Annotated in this window: 19 protein-coding genes; 15 read left to right on the forward strand and 4 right to left on the reverse strand. The window is 48.2% G+C overall.

Translation table 11 applies throughout. From position 1 onward, the window contains the following. Positions 1–28: 28 nt before the first annotated feature. The 4 genes from NSS94_RS05820 (at position 29) to NSS94_RS05835 (ending at position 4,308) form a co-directional block, all read left to right on the forward strand. Positions 29–1,483, forward strand: coding sequence for a PstS family phosphate ABC transporter substrate-binding protein (locus tag NSS94_RS05820; protein WP_029516091.1), 1,455 nt, complete (start codon positions 29–31; stop codon positions 1,481–1,483). A 149-nt stretch (positions 1,484–1,632) separates the two neighbouring features. Then, positions 1,633–2,874: a WD40/YVTN/BNR-like repeat-containing protein gene (locus NSS94_RS05825; RefSeq protein ID WP_039269410.1), complete on the forward strand. Its 1,242-nt coding sequence runs from the start codon at positions 1,633–1,635 to the stop codon at positions 2,872–2,874. Between the two features lie 13 nt (positions 2,875–2,887). Next, entirely contained in the window at positions 2,888–3,748 is an 861-nt protein-coding gene (locus tag NSS94_RS05830; RefSeq protein WP_341038900.1) for an aldo/keto reductase, read from the forward strand. 14 nt (positions 3,749–3,762) lie between these two features. Next, a complete protein-coding gene (locus NSS94_RS05835) occupies positions 3,763–4,308 on the forward strand; it encodes a mismatch-specific DNA-glycosylase (protein ID WP_341038902.1) in 546 nt (181 codons plus the stop codon). A gap of 81 nt (positions 4,309–4,389) precedes the next feature. On the opposite strand, the gene ald is transcribed toward NSS94_RS05835, so the two are convergent. Then, on the reverse strand, positions 4,390–5,520 hold the full coding sequence (gene ald / locus NSS94_RS05840; RefSeq protein WP_341038904.1) for an alanine dehydrogenase: 1,131 nt from the start codon (positions 5,518–5,520) through the stop codon (positions 4,390–4,392). 244 nt (positions 5,521–5,764) lie between these two features. Between ald and NSS94_RS05845 the strand changes: the two genes are divergently transcribed. The 7 genes from NSS94_RS05845 (at position 5,765) to NSS94_RS05875 (ending at position 15,438) form a co-directional block, all read left to right on the forward strand. Then, a complete protein-coding gene (locus tag NSS94_RS05845) occupies positions 5,765–7,429 on the forward strand; it encodes a PucR family transcriptional regulator (protein ID WP_340884569.1) in 1,665 nt (554 codons plus the stop codon). A gap of 101 nt (positions 7,430–7,530) precedes the next feature. Next, a complete protein-coding gene (locus NSS94_RS05850; protein WP_341038906.1) occupies positions 7,531–9,054 on the forward strand; it encodes a copper amine oxidase N-terminal domain-containing protein in 1,524 nt (507 codons plus the stop codon). Positions 9,055–9,248: 194 nt separating this feature from the next. Further along, complete coding sequence (locus NSS94_RS05855) at positions 9,249–10,559, forward strand: galactokinase (protein ID WP_341038908.1); 1,311 nt, start codon at positions 9,249–9,251, stop codon at positions 10,557–10,559. 116 nt (positions 10,560–10,675) lie between these two features. Further along, entirely contained in the window at positions 10,676–11,593 is a 918-nt protein-coding gene (locus NSS94_RS05860) for a PD-(D/E)XK nuclease family protein (protein WP_209950039.1), read from the forward strand. Between the two features lie 168 nt (positions 11,594–11,761). After that, complete coding sequence (locus NSS94_RS05865) at positions 11,762–12,421, forward strand: SGNH/GDSL hydrolase family protein (protein ID WP_341038911.1); 660 nt, start codon at positions 11,762–11,764, stop codon at positions 12,419–12,421. A gap of 141 nt (positions 12,422–12,562) precedes the next feature. Then, positions 12,563–13,903, forward strand: coding sequence for a hemolysin family protein (locus tag NSS94_RS05870; protein ID WP_341038914.1), 1,341 nt, complete (start codon positions 12,563–12,565; stop codon positions 13,901–13,903). A gap of 263 nt (positions 13,904–14,166) precedes the next feature. Beyond that, positions 14,167–15,438 carry a methyl-accepting chemotaxis protein gene (locus NSS94_RS05875; protein ID WP_341038916.1) on the forward strand — a complete coding sequence of 424 codons (1,272 nt, stop codon included), beginning with the start codon at positions 14,167–14,169 and terminating at the stop codon, positions 15,436–15,438. A 94-nt stretch (positions 15,439–15,532) separates the two neighbouring features. On the opposite strand, the gene NSS94_RS05880 is transcribed toward NSS94_RS05875, so the two are convergent. Beyond that, the gene (locus NSS94_RS05880; protein ID WP_013309048.1) at positions 15,533–15,745 is read right to left on the reverse strand and encodes a hypothetical protein; all 213 of its coding nucleotides are present in this window, start codon (positions 15,743–15,745) and stop codon (positions 15,533–15,535) included. A 140-nt stretch (positions 15,746–15,885) separates the two neighbouring features. On the opposite strand from NSS94_RS05880, the gene NSS94_RS05885 reads away from it, so the two are divergent. Next, positions 15,886–16,680: a YwaF family protein gene (locus NSS94_RS05885; protein WP_341038918.1), complete on the forward strand. Its 795-nt coding sequence runs from the start codon at positions 15,886–15,888 to the stop codon at positions 16,678–16,680. A gap of 114 nt (positions 16,681–16,794) precedes the next feature. Here the strand turns inward: NSS94_RS05885 and NSS94_RS05890 are convergent, their stop codons facing one another. Then, on the reverse strand, positions 16,795–17,586 hold the full coding sequence (locus NSS94_RS05890; protein ID WP_341038920.1) for an SDR family oxidoreductase: 792 nt from the start codon (positions 17,584–17,586) through the stop codon (positions 16,795–16,797). Between the two features lie 65 nt (positions 17,587–17,651). Here NSS94_RS05890 and NSS94_RS05895 point away from each other — a divergent pair, with 65 nt between their 5' ends. From NSS94_RS05895 to NSS94_RS05905, 3 genes are all read left to right on the forward strand, one after another. After that, on the forward strand, positions 17,652–17,783 hold the full coding sequence (locus NSS94_RS05895) for a hypothetical protein (protein ID WP_275041130.1): 132 nt from the start codon (positions 17,652–17,654) through the stop codon (positions 17,781–17,783). Further along, positions 17,773–19,206: an N-acyl-D-glucosamine 2-epimerase gene (locus NSS94_RS05900; protein WP_341038926.1), complete on the forward strand. Its 1,434-nt coding sequence runs from the start codon at positions 17,773–17,775 to the stop codon at positions 19,204–19,206. The genes NSS94_RS05895 and NSS94_RS05900 overlap by 11 nt, the downstream gene beginning before the upstream one ends. Positions 19,207–19,326: 120 nt before the next feature. Next, positions 19,327–19,998 (forward strand): MgtC/SapB family protein, encoded by a 672-nt coding sequence (locus NSS94_RS05905; protein WP_341038928.1) that lies wholly within the window; start codon positions 19,327–19,329, stop codon positions 19,996–19,998. Between the two features lie 226 nt (positions 19,999–20,224). On the opposite strand, the gene NSS94_RS05910 is transcribed toward NSS94_RS05905, so the two are convergent. Further along, entirely contained in the window at positions 20,225–20,902 is a 678-nt protein-coding gene (locus NSS94_RS05910) for a peptidylprolyl isomerase (RefSeq protein ID WP_029516108.1), read from the reverse strand. Positions 20,903–20,975: the final 73 nt, after the last annotated feature.

Genomic DNA, 20,975 nt, shown 5'->3' on the forward strand with positions numbered 1-20,975 from the left:
TTCATTCATTAGTTATAGGGGGATGTACATGTCTGATCCAAAGGAAGTTATAACCAAGCCGGAAAAGGACGAGTCTGTGCGGATAGCATGGTTTTGGCCATGGTTGGGCGGTACGTTTATGTTTGGATTGTTTTCAGTCATGTTTAATGTAGTTTGGAGTATGGTTGTGGCACCCCAAGTGCAGCTTCTGCTGAGGCATGAAGGTGTAACGGATACAACTGTGATTGTAATACTGCTTCTATATGCATGGATTATCGGTCTCATCTTTGCAGCTTATGGTGCCTTGAGTGCGCGTATGTCCAGCATGGGCAAGCTTTCGCTGATGCTGACCGGGCTATTATCATTATTATGTGGGCTGTGGTTGTGGATTGTAGGAATACAAGGGTCTGGTGGTCAACCTGCTGAAGTGTCGGGAGGGGCGTGGGGGCTCTTTTCACTCTATCATGCTTGGGCGGAGCCTGTGTTAGAGGTATTGGGTCCATATACACAGCATGGTGAAATCTGGTTTCTACTGGCTGCACTGCTGCCGATAGTTGGCATGGTAGTAGGAGTTGGGGTAAATCGTTATCCAGCGCTAACCGACAAGAATGGTAAGGTGGATCATAGATGGCAATGGATTGTTGCCGCGATATCTGCTGCGCTCGTCATTGTGCTGACGATTACACTGATGCTTCCTCAACGCCCATACATTGCAGAGAGAGATTTTCCGGTAGTTGACGGGGCTACAGCGGCCATTCCGTTTGCGCAGGATATGCTGCATGAACTGACCGGAATGAGCAAGGCGCGAGCAGCGCACGAACTGAGATTCAACACGACCCATCAGGCATATGTCAATTTGATCAAAAAGAAGGCGGATCTGATTCTGGTGGCTGGTCCTTCCGATGAGGAACTGCGGCTGGCGAAAAGTCGGGGAATACAAATGAAGCTCACACCCATTGGGTGGGATGCGTTTATTTTCCTCGTACATCAAGACAATCCGGTTAGAGGACTTTCTTCGGAGCAGGTTCGCCGTATATATGAAGGGGCTATCCGCAATTGGAATGAGGTAGGGGGCAAGGATCAGCCGATCATTGCTTATCAGCGAGAAGAAAATTCAGGCAGTCAGACATATATGCAAAAGAAAGTGATGGCAGGCCATGAAATGGCTGACCCGCCACGTGAACTACAAATTGGCATTATGGGTGGTATGATTAATGCAGTCGCAGATTTTAACAAGGATCACAACGCGCTCGGTTATTCATTTTATTATTTTGCAAATGTGATGCATAATCGTCAAGAGGTCAAATTTTTGTCTATTGATGGAGTGGAGCCGAACAAAGAGCACATCCGCTCGAAGCAATATCCATTCACAGCTCAACTGTTTGTAGTCACACGGGAAGGCGAGGAACCAAGCCCTTCGATGCAACGATTACTCGAATGGCTGCAAAGTGAAGAAGGAACTCGGGCCATCGAAAAAGGCGGCTTTGTTCCTGTAAACTCGTAATCCTGTAACGCTGGTTTGCATTCAGTCCATTCCGTATATTCACCTTAAGAGTGAAACGAAGACAGCAGGGTAATACATAGAATATACATGGCTGTGAATACAATACCCGCACAGCCATGTATATCACCAACATAAGGGGATGAACGAAAATGAAGAAAAAAACATCGGTCTGGGTGCTTTTACTCGCCGTAGCCATAGTGACAGCGGGGTGTGAAACAGGCTCACAAACAAGTTCGCAAACAGGACAAACGGCTCAAAATGAGCAAAAGGGTGCCGTCTCGGCACAAGCGAATGGTTCGGGAGCGACTGTAGATACACCGAAAACAGGAGGACAAGCAACCACAGACACTACTATAGCGAAAGTCCGCATGGACAATATTACCGCGTTGCGTTTGATCGACGGCCAATCCGGCTGGATCGGCGGAAATGGCTGGATTGCCCGAACGGACGCGTCTGCATCCGGTTCAGTCGGATCGACGTGGAATGTGCAATATCAGGGTCAAGGTACGGTTCAGCAGATTTTTGCCTTGAACGGGCAGCAAGGCTGGGCTGTTATGGCAGACAGCGGATCGCTGCTGGCCACTCGCGATGGCGGCAAACGCTGGGAGGTTGTTGGGACTGTACCTGAGCAAGGGCAAACGGGCTTTTTACACTTTGTATCATCCAAGGAAGGGTTCAGTGGCAACCAATATACGAAGGATGGCGGGCAAAGCTGGTCTTCGCTCCCCGTGCCTGGCCACATGGTAGGACAGCCATATTACCATGATCGGCAAAACGGCTGGGCGGTTACGCAGGACACAGACCGTTCATTCCAGATTTTACATACCGTTAACGGGGGCCAAAAGTGGACTACTGTCATGTCACGGACAACGGAGGCGCCTCTAAATGGAGCCATTATTCGTTCGGTAGAACGTGGCAACGCATGGATCGAGCTGGTTGGAGATACGGGGATGAATCAGACGTCGTATTCGCTTTGGCATACTGCCGATAGTGGACAAAGCTGGCGTCCTGTACTGGCGAATGCCACCGCTGGCGGTGGCCCGGCACCAGGTATTAGCCAGCAAGACAATCAGGTTCCTAAAAATGAAGGGGCGGCACCAGGTATGCTCTATGCGGTTAATAGCAGTACCGCATGGATGGGCGGTTATTGCGCACCGTGCGACAAGCCCAATACGATTGGCTGGACGACTGACGGCGGCAAGACGTGGAACAATGGAAAGCAAGGCTTTGACGGTTATGGCGGTCAGCAAATCGGGATGGCAAATGCCAAAGAAGGCTGGGCTATTTTTTCGGACTCAGAGCAGGCCCCAGTTATGTACACTACCTCGGATGGTGGACAGCATTGGACGCAGAGCCATGTATTTGATAAGCCTGTGACACCAGGCTCCTAAGGAGGGAATGCATATGAGCCAACATAAGAAAAGTGTGATCACATGGACGGACGGTCGTGAAGTACCGCTCATCGGGCAGGGCACGTGGAATATGGGCGAAAAAGCCTCACTTCGGCAGGAGGAGGTGCGTGCGCTTCAACTTGGCTTCGAGCTGGGCATGTTGCTGGTGGACACGGCTGAAATGTATGCGGAGGGCGGCGCAGAAGAGATCGTCGGAGAGGCCATTCAGGGGCGCCGGGACGATGTCTATCTTGTCAGCAAGGCTTACCCTCATCATGCGGACCGCCAAGGACTGGCTCAGGCGTGCGAAGCTAGCTTAACCCGCATGGGAACGGATTACATGGATATGTATTTGTTGCATTGGCGAGGGAATATTCCACTGGAAGAGACAATAGAAGGTATGGAACAACTGCGTGAGCAGGGCAAAATCCGCAGCTGGGGAGTGTCCAACCTGGACAAGTCCGACATGGAGGAGCTATGGAACCTGAGAGGCGAAGCCTGCGCTGTCAATCAAGTGCTGTATCACGCGGCTTCGCGGGGCATCGAATATGATCTGCTACCTTGGAGCCGTGCGAATGGAGTGCCTGTGATGGCCTATTGCCCGATTGCCCAAGGTGGTCGCCTGCGACGGGGCCTGCTGGAGCATCCTGTTATGGTAGACATTGCTGCCAGCCACGGGGTAACTCCATCGCAAATTGCGCTTGCGTGGGTCATACGAGACGGTGATGTCTGGGCCATTCCGAAGGCGGTACAGGAATCGCATGTACGAGAAAATGCAGCGGCAGCAAGTATTCGGCTCACCCCTGAACAACTTCAACAAATAGACGAAGCTTTTCCTCCGCCGATGCGGAAGCAGCCGCTGGATATGGTTTGAGGAAGGAGGAGCCCATGACAGAGCGAGAGACAGAACTGCATGAGGTAGATGATCATCTGGATTATGGATTATCCGTTGTATTCATCGGCTTTAATCCCAGCCTGAAATCAGGCGAGGTAGGACATCATTATGCGAATCCGCGCAACCGCTTTTGGCGCATACTTGAGGGAGCAGGCTTGACACCTCGCTTGTACAATCCATCGGAAGATCGGGAGCTGCTGAAGCTGGGCTTTGGTTTTACGAACATTGTTTCCCGTCCCACGAGGGGAATGGAGGACATTGCACGCGAGGAATACGCCGAAGGACGTCTGAAGCTATACGAGAAGCTAAAGGAATACCGCCCGAAGGTTGCTTGCTTTGTCGGCAAAGGCGTGTACACCGAATACAGTAAAAGATCCAAAGTAGATTGGGGATTTCAGCCTGAACCGCTAATTCCTGAGATGCATGAATTTGTGGCACCTTCGTCTAGCGGACTGGTGCGCATGTCGCTGGAAGAAATCACAGATATTTATCGCCGTCTTCAAACGTTCCTTTCGTCAGAAATATCTGAAACGCAGTAAGTACGGTGAATATAGCTAGTACAAAAAGAACCACACGCTTCGGTCCCTGCTGGGAAGAGCGTGTGGTTCTTTGAGCTGTTTCTATTGTAAGGCTTTCGCCTGCCCTGCCTGTTCCACGGGAACATAAGGATATCCCAGATCACGTGCGACCGCTTCGTAGGTAATATGTCCATTCAGGACATTGGTGCCACTAAGCAGTGGTTTGCTTCTGCGAAGCGCCTCCTGCACACCCAAATCTGCGAGCTGGAGAGCAAAAGGGAGCGTCGCGTTCGTCAGGGCCAGCGTCGAGGTTTGCGGTACCGCGCCCGGCATGTTTGCTACCGCATAGTGAATGACGCCATGCTTCACATAGGTAGGCTGGTCGTGTGTCGTAATGTGGTCAATCGTCTCGACAATGCCGCCTTGGTCGATGGCGACATCCACAATCACAGAACCGGGCTGCATCGTCTGTACCATGGCTTCTGTTACGAGCCGCGGAGCTTTGGCACCAGTGATTAGGACAGCGCCGATCAGCAAATCACTTTGCGCCACGGCTTCAGCAATGTTGGACGGGGTGGACACTAGCGTATGGAGCTGATTGCCAAAAATATCATCCAGTTGGCGCAGTCTTGGCAGGCTTAGGTCGATTAGTGTCACATCTGCCCCGAGACCGATGGCGACCTTGGCAGCATTGGTACCGACCACCCCTCCGCCAATAATGGTCACTTTACCGCGTTTGACCCCCGGCACACCTGCCAGCAGGATGCCTTTGCCACCCTTTGGTTTTTCCAGCAGTTGTGCTCCAATTTGTACAGCCATTCGACCGGCAACCTCACTCATCGGAGTAAGCAGCGGGAGGCTGCCCTCAACATCTAGTGTCTCATAGGAAATAGCGGCTACACCGTTGTCTGTTAAAGCGCGGGCCAGTGCTGGCTCGGCGGCCAAATGCAGATAGGTGAATAAAATCAATCCTGGTCGGAAATATCCGTATTCAGAGGAGAGCGGCTCTTTTACCTTGATGATCAGATCCGCCTGGGACCACACGTCCGCAGCTTGCTGCACAAGAGTCGCACCCGCAGTGGCATAATCTCCATCCGTAAAGCCGCTTTCAACACCTGCGTGGCTTTCCACAAACACATGATGTCCGTGTTGGATCATTTGAGCTGCACCTGCGGGCGTTAGAGCGACACGATTCTCATTGTTTTTAATCTCTTTCGGAACCCCAATTTTCATTTCATTCACCTCTCCTAAAAATAATGGTTAAGAAAATTACACTATCATTTTTATGCAGTCTGCTGATTAGTTACATGGACTCAAGCCGATAAATGCAATTCATGTTAGATTAGGTACAGTTTACAAGGGGTGAAGCTCCTTGACATCATACATTTTGTCGGATTATCTGACTTAAAGGCTCGACTTTTTGATGAATATATGTCATGTAAAATGACATAAAGACATATACATAAGGAGAATGCCGATGAACGGTAAAAAAACATTTACCATTGCGGATGTGCTGGAACGTCCCGTTTTCCGGCGGGCGAAGCTGGCGGCGGGGGAACAGGGCGTACATCGCCGTGTGGGTTGGGTCCATGTGCTAGAAATCACAAATGTCTCTCCGTTTGTGAGCCGTCATGACTTGATTTTGACGACCGGCCTGTGGCTTACCCGGAAGGGGGAAGAGCGCGCCGAGTATATGGAGCAACTGATCCGCTCGGAAGCTGCGGGATTGTGTGTGGAGCTGGGCACGAGCATTCATGAAATCCCTTCTGAAATTCTGGAGTTGGCGGAACGACATCACTTCCCGGTCATCGTATTTGAGCAGCCAGTACGTTTTGTTGAAATTACACAAGATATTCATTCCCTACTTATTAACCGACATCATGAACTCCTAAAAGATCTGGAACGATTTTCACGTCAACTTCAGCAGGAAACCCTGCGCAGTACTGATATGAGCGCCCTCTTGCGTGTGCTCCATGACTATGCAGCCCGGCAGGTCATCTACATGTCTTCCATTGATACCAATCGATTCGTACCTTCCGTCCAGCCGGATCTAGCGGACCGTATTGCAGATTTTTATGCCCATGAAGTGGAATCTAGTATGACCGCCGATCGGGAGGGGCATCTGCTATTTCACCTGAATGAATCCACTGCCGTGTTGTTTCAGCCCGTTGTATGCTTCGGTCAGGTGTTTTCCGCAGTAGGTTTGGTGCTGCATGGTGAAATGCCGACAGAAGAAATGTCGCTGCTGCTCGATTACACGGCCAAGGCGGCCGCTACATTGGTGCTGAGAACACAGTTTCTTGAAGACCGATTGCTGCGTAATCAAAATGAATTGATTCAGGATGTGCTGAGCGGGCAGCTTCCCAGTGAAGAGCAGGCCCAGACCCGAATGGGCCTGCGATTGTTATCGAAGGGACAGTATTTATTTTGGGCAGGGGTCATTGAGGTGGAACATCAGGACAAAGATGCCAGTCAGGTGCGCAAGGAGTCCATCAATCAGGATGTGCTAGTGCTACTTCGTTCATTGTTGAAAAAAGAAACGTTGCACAATCTGTTGATGATGAAGGGGAGTCAGTGTTACATCCTTTGTGCCAAGGAGGAATTAACACTGCGTTCCGCAGCGCAAATGAAAAAAGTGCTTGCCCATACAGTTCAATATATTCAGAACTATGCCGCAGGACAGCTTGATAAGGTGCGCATTCATGCAGGCTTTGGTAAGGTAAGGCATCGCATGACGGGGACGGATCGCAGTTTTGAAGAGGCATATGAGGTCATTGAAGTGGCACGAAGCGTCCCAGTCATGAAGGATCGGTTATTTTACGACAGCATCGGAATCTATCAGTTGTTGAAGGCGGTGCCCCGCATTCCTTTTCTACAAGAGTTCGTAGAGGACCATTTGGGTGGGCTGATTGCGCATGATCGTGAGCACCATATGCAGCTTCTGGATACACTGGATGCCTATTTTCAATCCCATGGTTCCAAGCGTGATACCGCCGGAATTTTGTACATTCACAGACAGACCCTTTATAATCGGCTGGATAAAATTAATGAAATCATAGAGGGAAATCTGGCAGACCCTGACAAACGTCGTTGCCTGGAAATGGCACTACTGGCTTACCGGATGCTTCAGGCTGAAAATTGATCCTAAATAACTAGTTCCATTTTCCATTCTACTCATTTACAATGCGTGTTAACACTGAGATAATAGAAGAGATTACGGAAATATCTTGAAAGGGGATTAATATGAATATAAAAAAATGGATTGCCGTCCCTCTTATTCTGTTAATGGTAGCTTTGACAGGTTGCCAGGCAGTAGGCGGATTTGATGTAAGTAAAAATTTATTGGGAACACTTGATGTGAAATCCCAGCAGACAACGGAGAAAATCTCTCTTAAGTTGACTCCCAAAGAAGGAATCACGCAAGGAGATAAAGAAATCGTAGATTTGATTAATTCGATTTCCGTTACTGTGGATGAAGCCAAAGTACAATCGGAGGAACTTGCTTCTGCCAAAGGTACATTGCACATCGATAAGTATAATTTACCGTTTGAACTTGCTTTAGACCGCCAAGGTTTGGCTATTCAACTGGAAGGTGCCAAAAAACCTTATTACATATCTATGAACTCGCAAGAGAGTTTGAGCGGTCTGCCTGCTGGATTTGATCCATATGTATATTCCAAAGACGTGAGAGAACTGACGAAAACAGCCGCTGCACTTATGCTCAAGCATGCGCCTAACCCTTCGACCATTTCTGCAACGTCTGTAACCGAGGAAGTATACGGTGAAAAAGACAAAGTGAAACTGACCCATCTGCATGCTGAACTTCGTGGTGATGAGCTGGTAACATTGGTAAAACCGTTCCTGGCGAATCTGGCCAAGGACGAAGCAGGCTTGAAAGAGCTGATCGGGCAAGCCATTGATATGACGAAGACGATTGCTTCCGGCATGAATATTGAAGATAGTGATAAAGTAACAGCGGAACTGAGTGCTAACAAAGAAAAAATGGTCAATGAGGCTTATACCGAAGTTAAAAAATATTTGGATCTAGCTGTTGATCAATATGATGTAGGCGTTAGCACCATGTATGCACAGTCCCCTGAAATCAAAACGGTCCTGAGTGCTAACACGGTTCTGAAAAGCGACATGTATTTTGATGAAAAAGGAAATGTTCGCAAAGCGGCAACAGACCTGACGGTTGCTTTGCCAGATGTGGATGGTCTTCCGGTGAAGTCCTTCACAATTCTGACCGAAACTCAATCTTGGAACGTCAATGGTAGTGTGACGGCTGATAAAGTGGATATTTCTAACGGTGTTATTGACTTGAATAAACAAGCTGAATTAACTCCGGGAGCGACGCTGCGCAATTTTGAAGCGAATTCTCCGATCTACAACATTTTAAAAAATGATTTGGAAATTACAAAAGTAGAAACAACTTTCGATCCTAAAGACGATTACTACGTCTTGGAGAATCGTGGTGGTACTGCCTTTATTCCATTGCGTGAACTGACGAGCGAACTGAACTCCGAGTTAAAATGGGATGCAGCTGCCAAACAGACTACTGTAATTGATGATATTACAGGTAAGACGATTAAGCTGAAAAGTGGCTCTAAACAAGCTGTATTGGAAGGAAGCACATTGACGTTGCCACAAGCTCCATATACGGATGAATATGGCACATTGTATGTTCCTTTCAAATCAGTTGCCGAGGCGCTTGGCGCCACAGTAACTCGTAACAGTGATGGAGAATATGTACTGAAACGCGACTAAAAAGAAATTCAAGGAACCAGCCCAGTTTAGTTAGGGGCTGGTTCTTTTTTTGTTATATTGTTAAAATGCTCAGTAAAGCGATTAAAATAAGCGCTTACAAATTTTAAAAGTGCCATACTTTCATACAGGGAAAATTGAGATAATGATAGTATCATTCCAGCATAGGAAAACACATACAATTAGGGGGATATACGATGAAGGATATGGAACTATTGAATTCCAGAGAGGGACAAATGGTGCTTGCCCGAATGTACGGTCAACAGCAAATCTCTGAGCAAACGACTCGATATGAATCCCTTATACAGGCGTATCGGGAGCATTTTGGTGTAGGGGATATTGAACTGTTTAGTGCTCCGGGGCGCTGCGAAATTGGTGGGAATCATACAGACCACAATCACGGGAAGGTGCTGGCAGGCAGTATTACACTCGATACCATCGCTGCAGCTTCTAAAGTGGAGGAGTCTGTAATTACATTCTTTTCTGAAGGCTATAAGACGAAGTACGTCATCGATTTAACCGACTTGTCGCCAAAACCGGAGGATGACAGTACGATGCTGCTGATCCGTGGCATTGCCGCTGGTCTACTTGAATTCGGATACCGTATTGGGGGATTCCAAGCTTATATATCAAGTAATGTATTCTCTGCTTCAGGTTTAAGCTCTTCCGCTTCTTTTGAAATGTTGATATGTACGATATTAAATCATTTTTATAACGAGGGAGCGTTAGATGCTGTTGCTAAATCCAAAATTGGTCAGTATGCAGAAAATGGCTATTGGAACAAGCCGTCGGGGCTGCTCGATCAGATGGCTTGTGCGTATGGCGGCTTGATTTCCATTGACTTTGAAAATCCCAAGGAACCGATCATAAATCCTGTTCATTGGAATTTTGAACAAAACGGATATTCCCTCGTTATTGTAAATACAGGTGGAAATCATGCCGATTTAACGGACGATTACGCGGCAGTGCCCAACGAAATGCGTGCAGTGGCACAATCTTTAGGCGCAACGGTTTGCCGTGACTTATTGCCGGAGGATCTATATGCCAACCTCAAGATGGTCAGGGAAAAAGCAGGAGACCGTGCAGTGCTGCGGGCGTTGCATTTTTTTGAAGAAAATAGACGTGTGGATGAACAGGTGAAATCACTGGAGGAAGGGCGCTTTACTGATTTCCTGAGGCTCGTTACTGAATCTGGTAATTCCTCATGGAAATGGCTCCAAAACGTATATAGAAGTGGGATTGCGCGGGAACAAGACGTATCGGTTGCACTGGCTTTAACCGAAATGTATTTAAAGTCAATAGATAACAGCGCATGCAGAGTACATGGTGGTGGCTTTGCTGGTGTCATCTTGACGATTCTTCCGAATGATCATGTGGATGATTATAAGGAGTGGATCAGCGGCATGCTGGGAACTCCGGTACTTGTTGTCAACGTCCGTGAGGACGGTGCCGTTAATGTTAGTAATTTGATCAATGTCGAACGGACTCATTGCGAGTCTACAAACTAGTCAGTCAGTAGAAGACTTTAACCCATGGGTTAAGGTCTTCGTTCTTTTTATCGCCGATACAGCTTGGGTTTGCGTTATAATAAAGAGATGATAGTTTTAATGAAGGAGGGCCTGTCATGGCTATATACCCGTCCTGGTCCTATTCGCAATCGAGGGCTCAAACGTTCGATGAATGCTTACGCAAATACTATTATCATTATTACGGCTCGCATAATGGCTGGAATTCGGCACAGGGCACTGAAGAGCAAGTTACATTGTATCGGCTCAAGCAACTGAGCAACTTATATATTTTATTCGGGAATATTACGCATCAAATGTGTGAATCCGTCATACGTGGATGGATGGAAAAAGGGGCTATCCCGCGCACAGCATACCTTGAGACAGCTATGAAGAACATGTTGAATAACAGCTACAAGGAATCGCTACACCGTGAGCTATGGCTACAAGATCCGAAAAATCGCGTCATGCTGGCGGAGGTTTATTACGACGACGAGGTGCTTCCAGAACGGATCGCCCTTATTAAGGAGCGGCAGCACGCGGTGATACACAATTTGTACCGTACTGCGGTTTGGCGTGAACTGCAACAGGGAAAGGCCCGAATTGTAGAAGTGGAGAAGTGGGATACGATGCTCCTTCATGAGACGAAGGTGTATGTCAAAATGGATTTGCTCTACCGTAGAGACAATGGAGACATGGTTATCGTGGATTGGAAAACAGGCAAGGAAGGCGATTTTTCCGACCAGCTTTTTTTGTATGCTTCCTATGTGCAGGAGCACTATCAGCTTCCTTTGGAGAAGATTGAGGTACGTGTGGAGTATTTGATGACAGGAGAGCATGAGGTATATCGTCCCGCGCAAGAAGATATCGACAAAGTGGTTGGTAATGTAGGACGATACATCGATGAAATGAAGTCCTGTCTCGATGACGATTACTATAACCGGCCCAAGCCCGAGTCTTTCTTCACTCCGATGCCTTCACGCAGAGCGTGCGGAGGCTGTAATTTTCGTGAGGTGTGTAAGTACCGAGCGGTGTGAAATGACTTGATCGCCTTTGCCCCCGGATTCCTACCCTAATTAAAGCTAGTGAATCCGGCCATATGGCAAATCTATAACTCTTCTATATTTTGAAACCGCTTTATAATTTAGATGACGCGAGGTATGATAAGGGTATTATTGGAAAATGTGAAGGAGGAAGTTAGGAAGATGACGAGTACAGAACACGCACGTATTCTATTTCAGGGAGATTCTATAACAGACGGAGGAAGGGGACGAAATGAGGATGCGAACCATTGGCTGGGTCAGAGCTATGTGTATCTGATCGCAGGTGCATTGGGGAGCCGTTTGACGACCACACAGCCAGAATTTGTGAACCGGGGAATCTCGGGGGATCGAGTTTCGGATTTGTACGCACGCTGGAATGAGGACATGTTTAGCCTGAAACCAGACCTGCTCAGCATTCTAATCGGAGTGAACGACGCCTGGCGGATCGTCGAGCAGGAGCCGTCCGGGGTGACGGACCGATTTGAACGAGCCTATCGCCACCTTCTGGAAGAAACGCGTGAAGTGATGCCTGATCTGGGACTCGTGCTGTGCGAGCCGTTTATTTTGAAAACAGGAGCTGCCGAAGCGCGATGGAACATTTGGCAAGAAAAAATAACGGGGTATCAGCGTATTGTACGTCAGCTAGCGGACGAATTTGGTGCTGTATTTGTGCCGCTCCAGAGCATGTTGAACGAAGCCGCTACCCAGGCGGACGCCTCCTATTGGCTGCATGACGGGGTTCATCCGACAGCGGTTGGGCATCAGTTGATAGCTGATCATTGGATAGATATCGTGCAAAAGAGTCCGCTGGCGATTCGCTAACAGGGTCATACATAGTCTACTCCTTGTCATTTTTGGGTAATACACGATTATGGACATCATTACTTATGTTATGGTTCCATCCAAAAATGAATGTCAAAGGGGGTGCTTCTTGCTTCATCATGAACGGAGCAAGAGAGGGCTATGGAAACGATAAATATCATTCTGGTTATATTACTTATCGCATTAACTGCTTTTTTTGTGGCCTCGGAGTATTCCATTATTCGTGTGCGGGTATCTCGCATCAATCAATTGGCCTCTGAAGGCAACAAAAATGCGAAAGCTGTTAAAAACATTTTGTCTCGGCTGGACGAGTATTTATCTGCTTGTCAGCTCGGAACGACATTAACCTCAATGGCGCTAGGCTGGCTAGGGGAATCTACTGTTGAACATCTGCTACACCCCCTGTTTGTGCTGGCTCATATTCCGGCAGGCCTGACGGGAGTGCTCTCCTTTTTGCTGGCTTTTCTGATCTTGACCTATTTTGAGGTGGTCATTGGGGAGCTGGTACCGAAAACATTCGCCATACAGATTGCGGAACCGATGGCATTGTTTTTTGCCCGTCCGATCACGATATTTTATAAAATGACCTATCCTCTGAATTGGGTGCTTAGTCGTTCATCGCGTGTCATTACAGGTCTCTTTGGGCTCAAAAAGGTATCTGAAGAAGATGCAGCACTCAGTGAAGCTGAGCTTCGTTTGGCATTATCTGAAGGTTTTCGTAGTGGTGAAATTACACCGACAGAATATCGATATCTGAACAATGTATTTGATTTTGACGACCGTGCAGCGCAGGAAATTATGGTACCGCGCATCCACATCCGCTCCATCTCCCACCAGGCAACAGTGGCCGAGTTTATGGAGCTGATCGAGGACAAAGTTTATAATTTTCTACCTGTAGCTGAACATGGCGACCGGGATCGTATTATCGGGATGATTCGCGTTAAGGAAGCCCTGCATGATTTGGCACGTGGGCACAGCACAGGGAATACGACGATGGCTTCTTATATTCATCCGGTGCTTCAGGTTATCGAGACGGTTCAGGCTCGGGATCTGCTGATTCAGATGCAAAAACGGCGCATTCCAGTAGCGGTGCTGGTGGACGAATATGGTGGAACATCTGGACTTGTCACACTGGAGGATATTATGGAGGAGATTGTTGGAGACATTCCTTCCTATACCGACACCGAAACCCCCGCAGCGTTAACTCCACTCATTACAAAAACAGATGATCATCGTTACATACTCAAATCACAGGCGCTCATTCATGAGGTCAATCGGCGCTTGGAGACGGATATTGAGGCCGGGGACGTATATACGATTGGTGGATGGATGCTTTCAGAGCGTTTTGATATCCAGCAAGGAGACAAGCTGACCATCGGTTTATGGGAGTTTACTGTACTGGAAAAAAACAGTCACCAAATAGACACAATTGAAGCGATGAAGAAAGCAGTCGTTGAACAGAAAAATGACAATGATTTTTAATAATGGAAAATGGCTTTGTCGAGTAACAGCTTGCTTAAGATGTGACGAATAGCCTGTAAAGCTTGTGGCAACGCAATTTGTCCATCTTAAGATGCAAGCTGCTACCTGGTAACATATTGTTTTTTGTAATTAGGATAGGGGACTTAAGACTCTGTATCTTTATGCTCATAAATATATCTGTCTGTGAAAAATTCTACTAGAAATGTAGCAATTTTATGGTAAAATGGAATCAAATTTGAGTTTTTTGGGGTGGGCTACAGTACATGAAGATGTCACTAGGTACGAAAATGGTTACTGCATTTGTCTCAATTTCTGCAATAACCTATGGAACAAGCGCTTTTTTTATTTTTGTACTCAAGGACTGGCTTGCTCAAGGTACACAAGAATGGGTGTACACTTCAATCATTCTGTTATTGGGTGTCCTGTGGAGTGGCATTTTGGGCTGGTTGATCTCAAAATTACTCACGCGGCCCATTGTTAGGTTGGCGAAGGCGGCAGAGGAAGCTTCGGCGGGGAACCTGTCTGTTGTGATTCCTGAACGTCGCTCGGAGGATGAAATCAAAGTTCTGTATGATGCATTTCGGCACATGATGCTGAACATTAAAGATATGTTCAATGAGATCTCGTACAGCACCAGAACCACTTCGCAAAGTGCGGAAAATCTGAGCTTGGCTATTGTACAGGCTACCACACAAATTGAGTCCATGTCTTCGGTGGTAGAAGATATTTTGAATGGCGTGGAGCAGCAAAAGCAAGCATCTGCCCAATCGATTAAAACAGCAGACCGAATGCTGGGCGATTTTAAAATGATGCGTAGCAAATCGGGACATATGCTGGAACTGTCAGGCCATATGGAGCATTCAGTAGATTCGACGCAGACCGTATTTTCATCCCTGATGGATGGAATGGGAGAGCTGACAGCATCACATGGTCGTTCGCAGCAGGTAATTGCACGACTGGAAAAAGAAGCTTCCCAAATTGAAGCGATTACAAGCACCGTGAAGGATATTGCTGAACAAACCCATTTGCTGGCGTTGAATGCTTCCATAGAAGCGGCGCGTGCGGGAGAAGAAGGGAACGGGTTTGCGGTAGTGGCTCACCAAATTCGCGCACTTGCCGCCCAAAGTACGGAGTCTGTGCAGCAAATAAATGCCATCGTTAGCCGTGTGCAGTCACAAATCGTAGAGACAGTGCAGTTGATGCATCAGCAAACGTCATTGGTCAGTGCCGAGGCGGAACGGACAAGCTCTGTGGATCAGACGCTGAACCATTTGAACGCTATTGTACGTGAATTTGTCGAGAGCATCCGTTTAATGGAAGAGGCCGTGACGGAGCAGACGAATCGGGTAGATCAAACCTTTGAGCAGATCCATCGTATTCAGCAAATGTCTGGGGCCTTCTCTGAAGGGGCTCACAAAATTTATACAGCTGCTCATGAGGAGACAGCAATTATGCAGGAAATTTCGTCTTCTTCCGAGGATTTGAAAGTGCTTACGAATAAACTCATGATGAAAACACGTGGAATTCAACTATAATCAGAAATCGTCATGTGAGGCATGATATATACGAACAAAATGTAGCCGCTATACACCGGAAAACGCAGCAAAATGGTTTCCCGGTGTGTAGCGGCTATTTTTTAATTTCAAAAAACTCACATTGTTTTCTAGGGTGGTAAGCCAGATCACTGACGCTGGATTGCACGACGATGGTTTGATCGTCGAAACGGATTATGATTCCGCCAGAGCCAATCAATTGGTCATCCTGAAATACTCGGACACGAAGATGACGTTCCAGTGCCTCATTGAAATCCTGATCTGTAATTAATCGGCGATTAATGGCCATGAGGGTTCTCCTTTGAATATAATATCTTTTATCATAAAGGTAAGGTATTGAACAAGCAAGAAACGCGGCTAGAACATAATCGGCTATTGGGTATAAAATAGAATGCAACGAAGAGAGAAAGAGATTAAAGGGGGCTAGCTATGGATAGGTCGTGGTCAGGGCCTTGGTTTGATGCCAACGCGCCAGAAGGGTTCGAGGCTTTTACTCCGTCACATGGGTTGGCTGTATTGGGACTCATTGTATGCGCTTTGCTACTGTGGCTGACTAGGGGATGGATTCGGTCGAACAAGCCTGTAAGTGAGGGAATTCGCTGGTTGTTAATTACAGTCCTCATTCTGTCAGAGGTGACTCTGAATATTTGGTATGTGATGCAGCATATTTGGGATGTCCAGACTTCATTGCCATTAGAACTGTGTAGTGTGACACTGCTGTTGTCTATCCTGATGCTCATTTTTCGAAGCCGCTGGTTATATCCGATCATCCTTTTTGCCGGAATTGGAGGGGCGCTCCAAGCAGTACTCACGCCTAATTTGGCATATGCCTTTCCACATTATCGTTTTATCCATTTTTTCGTAGCTCATAGTGCTATTATTTTGGCAGCCTTGTATATGACCTGGATAGAAGGACTCAAACCGACATGGAAGAGTGTGGGGGGAGCTATGCTTTTTCTGAATGGCTTGGCGCTGATAGTGTGGATCGTAGACGATGCTCTCGGTGCTAACTACATGTTTCTAGCCGGAAAGCCGTCGACACCGTCGATATTGGATGTTTTGGGGCCATATCCTCTGTACATTCTGGCAGAAGAAGCCATTGCACTGCTGTTCTTTTCGCTTCTGATGCTGTTGTTCGAGGTGCTCCCGGGAGGCAGGCTGTATGTCCGCTTTCGCAAAGGAGCTGTGCATGGTGCTGATAGGTCGACATCAAAGCCGTTGTAAAGCCATATGAAAGCAGCCTTCTCCACAAGTATCTGACCAAGGATAAGGCTGCTAAGAATGCTAAGAATGCCTAAACAATAGTACGCCTGGGGATAACGTTCTCCATTCTAATTCTTAACGCAGTAGTGATTCTGCTCCGTCTACATAAATTTCCGTACCCGATACATGAGATGACTCGTCTGAGGCGAGAAACAGGACCAGATTGGCAACCTGCTCTGGTTCACCAGGGGCATCCTCTAGCGGATGCTCTCCGCCCTTCGGAAATTCGACTGGAATTTGTACCTTCTTCAAGTCTTCCGAAGGGTATGTGTTATTGTCAATTTGCGTGTCGATGGCTCCCGGGCATATCGCGTTGACCCGAATTTTGTAACGTGCCAGCTCCAGCGCTGCCATTTTCATAAACGCAACCTGAGCTGCCTTGGTGGAGGCGTAGGCTGAGAATCCAATACCCGAAAAGGTTCGATTACCGTTGATGGAGCTGGTAATGATAATGCTTCCGCCGTGTTCTTTCAGGTAAGGGACGGCATATTTAACGGTAGCAAAGGTGCCGCGAAGATTAATGTTCATCGTGCGGTCCCATTCCTCTAGCTCCAGTGTCTCGATAGGGGCCATGGTGCCGTTAATGCCTGCGTTGGCGAACACGATATCCAACTTTCCGTACGTTTCCACGACTTTAGCGAACCCCTGCTGAATCATATCTGGCTTGGAAATATCACATTCCAGCACAAGTGCTTCACCGCCAGCCTGCTCAATAATTGCTTGGGTCTCCTCTGCATGCTTGGGTGTCCGATCCAGCATGACCACCTTGGCGCCTTGTTCTGCAAAACGGATCGCGGTCGCCTTGCCGATTCCTGAACCTCCACCACTGACCACTGCTATCTTTCCTTGCAATCTCTGCTCTGCCATTGACTATTCCTCCCATTCCGTTCATAAACTAAACCTGACTCGTTATTCCATACCTCTGTACGTTGATGGTGAAACAGTCACCGCTGGATTTCACCCCATTTGCGAAATATGGTAACATAGGGAACCAGCAGGAACTTATAGCAGGAACACGTATCGGGGAAGACCGGGTGACGGAGGTGGATCGAATTGAGCTATAACGCAAATGACCAACCCGAATCGACAGACGCTATAGCACTGACCGGAAAAGTGAAACCGTGGGCACTGAGCGGCCCCAGTATTCAAATCGATCCGTTGTTTCCCTATTACGCGAACCGTTCGCGGGACAGTATAGCAGATGAGATCGCCCTTGCGGGCTACCAGACCGTTCATTATTTTGTCGTGCGTGAAAATGAAGTGGATGGAGCGCTTGTTGCTGCTTTTCAACGCAGAGGCATAGCGGTGTGGGCGATGGTGCTAGGCAACGGTTCTTTTGGCGTGTCCCAGCTGCCGCCGGAGTGGAAAGGATGGCGCATGGAGCTGCTGCGCGAACCGAACGACGGATTTCAGCGGCTTTCGCATTTTGCCCAGGAGTATGTGGAATGGAAAAAGAAAGCCGCTGCCCGGCTCGTCACCGACATTCCGTTCGACGGGTTCGAGGTGGCGGAGCCTTATTTCCCCGAATGGAACGGGCTGCGCAGTGGAGTGTACGGGGATATTGGGCCACATGCACAGCGCGCCTTTCGCGAGCGTAGCGGTGAGGACATTCCGGATTTTCGCGACAAGCATGCGCGGAATTATTACCGGAAGGTTCCGAAGCTGTACGCGCAGTGGGTCGACCTGCGCGTGGACGCCGTGAACGGCCTGATCAGCGAGCTGGTAAACGGTGCGGGTGGTGTGCGTGATGTCCGGCCGGACATCTGCGTGGCGACATGGTCGCTTGCTGTGAGCGGGCGCGGCGATGTCCCCGGCCAGCTACGGGAATGGCAGGGTCTGGACGCGGTAGCCATGATCGGGTGCGTAGCCCCGGATATGCACGTGCTCCAGACCCATTGGCCGGACTGGATGCGGCGCCGTCTGCCGCCGCAGTATACCCACGGCTACGCCCGCATCGCGCAGTCGATACGGGCCGCTTATCCGGGTCTGCCCCTCGGGGTGCAGGCGGATATCGGTTCTCTCGCGCGTATGGTTCGGGACCGTGAGTGGACGCGGCAGTTTGGCGCTGCCGCCTTGGAGGGCGGGTACGACGCCTGGACCGCCTATGAATACCATTTGGGTGGTTACATGTACGATGAGCCGCCCAAACCGCTTAAGGCGGAACGATCAGCTGAAGATGAGGTGGTTATTTCTTTCAGCAAGCGGATTGCTACACCGTCTGTAGATGAGCTGCGTATATGGAGCCGGGAGGACAGAGCAGGTACAACACGTGACCTGAGCCGCCACCTAAGGAAGGATTCACTAACGTTGTTGGAGCTTGTGGATGCCGTAGCAGACGGAAACCGTCTATTGCTGCGTATACGCAATTTACCAGCGGGGGCGTTCAGCTTGCGCCTTGATGGTGTACAGGATACACCGGAGTTGTGGCTGCTTAAGGGGAGAAAGGTACATCGCAATCTGCCAGAGCATGAAGTGAAGATACCTTAAAATTTGGGTAATAACAAAATAACAGCTGTATAAACGGCTCATTTGCCGTAGCATTATTGAGTTGTATATATTAAGGCAACATCTTTTCAAAACATAAATAAATAGTGGAGTGAAAAAAGTATGTGGGATTGGGATTATCTGATTCGGGTCATGTTCGCTGGCTTGTGCGGTGCGTTAATCGGCTATGAACGGAAGAGTCGGATGAAGGAGGCAGGCATTCGCACGCATTTCATTGTCGGTATTGGCGCAGCGCTCATGATGGTGGTATCCAAATATGGTTTCCAGGATCAAGCTGCCTGGACTAACCTGTCGCTGGACCCTTCCAGAATAGCAGCGCAGGTTATAAGTGGAGTCGGTTTTATCGGCGCAGGGATGATTTTCACACAAAAAAATAGAATCAAAGGATTGACCACTGCCGCAGGCATCTGGACTACCGCCGGAATCGGTATAGCCGTAGGTGCAGGAATGTATGGACTTGGTGCAGGTGTGACGCTGTTTATTTTAGCGGCTCAGTCCTTGCTCCATAGTCGGTTTTATCAGATGGCTACCCCGTCTACGCGACAAGTGGTTGTTCAGGTCGACAATGAGCCGGGCGTACTGAATCGGATCAAAGAACTGCTGGAACATAAGAAGCTGACGATTCACAGCTTTCACGCCGAGCGCATCAATAACGGTGAGCAGTTGGTTATTCATATGCTTCTAAAGCTGTCCCGGTCAGAGGGAGTGGAGGAATTGCTGTTACTGCTGCAAGAGATGGAAGGTATTCGTTCGGTCGAGACCAAGTCCAATTAGACGAATTTACTGCTCATACAGTAGCTTTTTTGTCGAACGCTGGCGGCTCTTATAACGGAAAAAAACTTTAAAAATAATGATTGAAAACGCTTCCTTTTGTGTATATACTCTTACTACATCATAGAGGCAGCAGCTTAGAGAGCATCAAGGGATAAGCAAAAACGACCTCATGCGTATGCACAAGGTCGTTGCGGTTATCCCGTTTTGAAAGAATGATTTGAATGTCTTACTTTACTTTGACTGGAGCTGGATATTTTTTACCCAGCGTATCCACAGTGACTTTTTTCATCGTAGCCGGTTGGATCGGTTTGTCATTGCTATCCCGTTTGGAATTGACGATAGCATCGACCACATCCAGCCCGGACGTTACTTTACCGAAAGCGGCATATTGACCGTCGAGGTAGTCCGCATCGGCAACCATGATGAAAAATTGCGATCCGGCCGAATCCAGATCCGCTGAGCGGGCCATGGATAATACGCCACGTGTATGTTTGAGTGTATTGTTAACACCATTGCTCTTGAATTCGCCTTTGATACTGTAGCCGGGGCCACCTGTACCGTTACCTTGCGGATCACCACCCTGAATCATAAAGCCTGGGATCACACGGTGGAAAATGGTGCCGTTATAGGCTCCCTTTTGTACCAAAGAAATGAAATTGTTAACCGTGTTCGGTGCTACTTCCGGATACAGCTCAAGCTTAATTTTCTTGCCATCATTCATGACAATCGTGACAATCGGATGGGAAACAGCCTTGTTCTTGTCTTTAGTCGCAGCAGGAGTTGAAGTGCTTGTCCGGCTGGCAGCTTCCACATCGGCCGCTTTTGTACCGCATCCAGCAACCAGCACGAGCATGATGGCCAGTAGGCACAGCGTGTACCATGGGCGTATCGTTTTTCGGTTCATTGATATTCCTCCTGAAAGGTTGGATGGTGTAACATCCTAATTTAAAGTTTGGGGGCAGCGCAGAACACTTTTC

The sequence above is a fragment of the Paenibacillus sp. FSL L8-0644 genome, assembly GCF_038008165.1.
GTDB lineage: Bacteria > Bacillota > Bacilli > Paenibacillales > Paenibacillaceae > Paenibacillus > Paenibacillus polymyxa_D.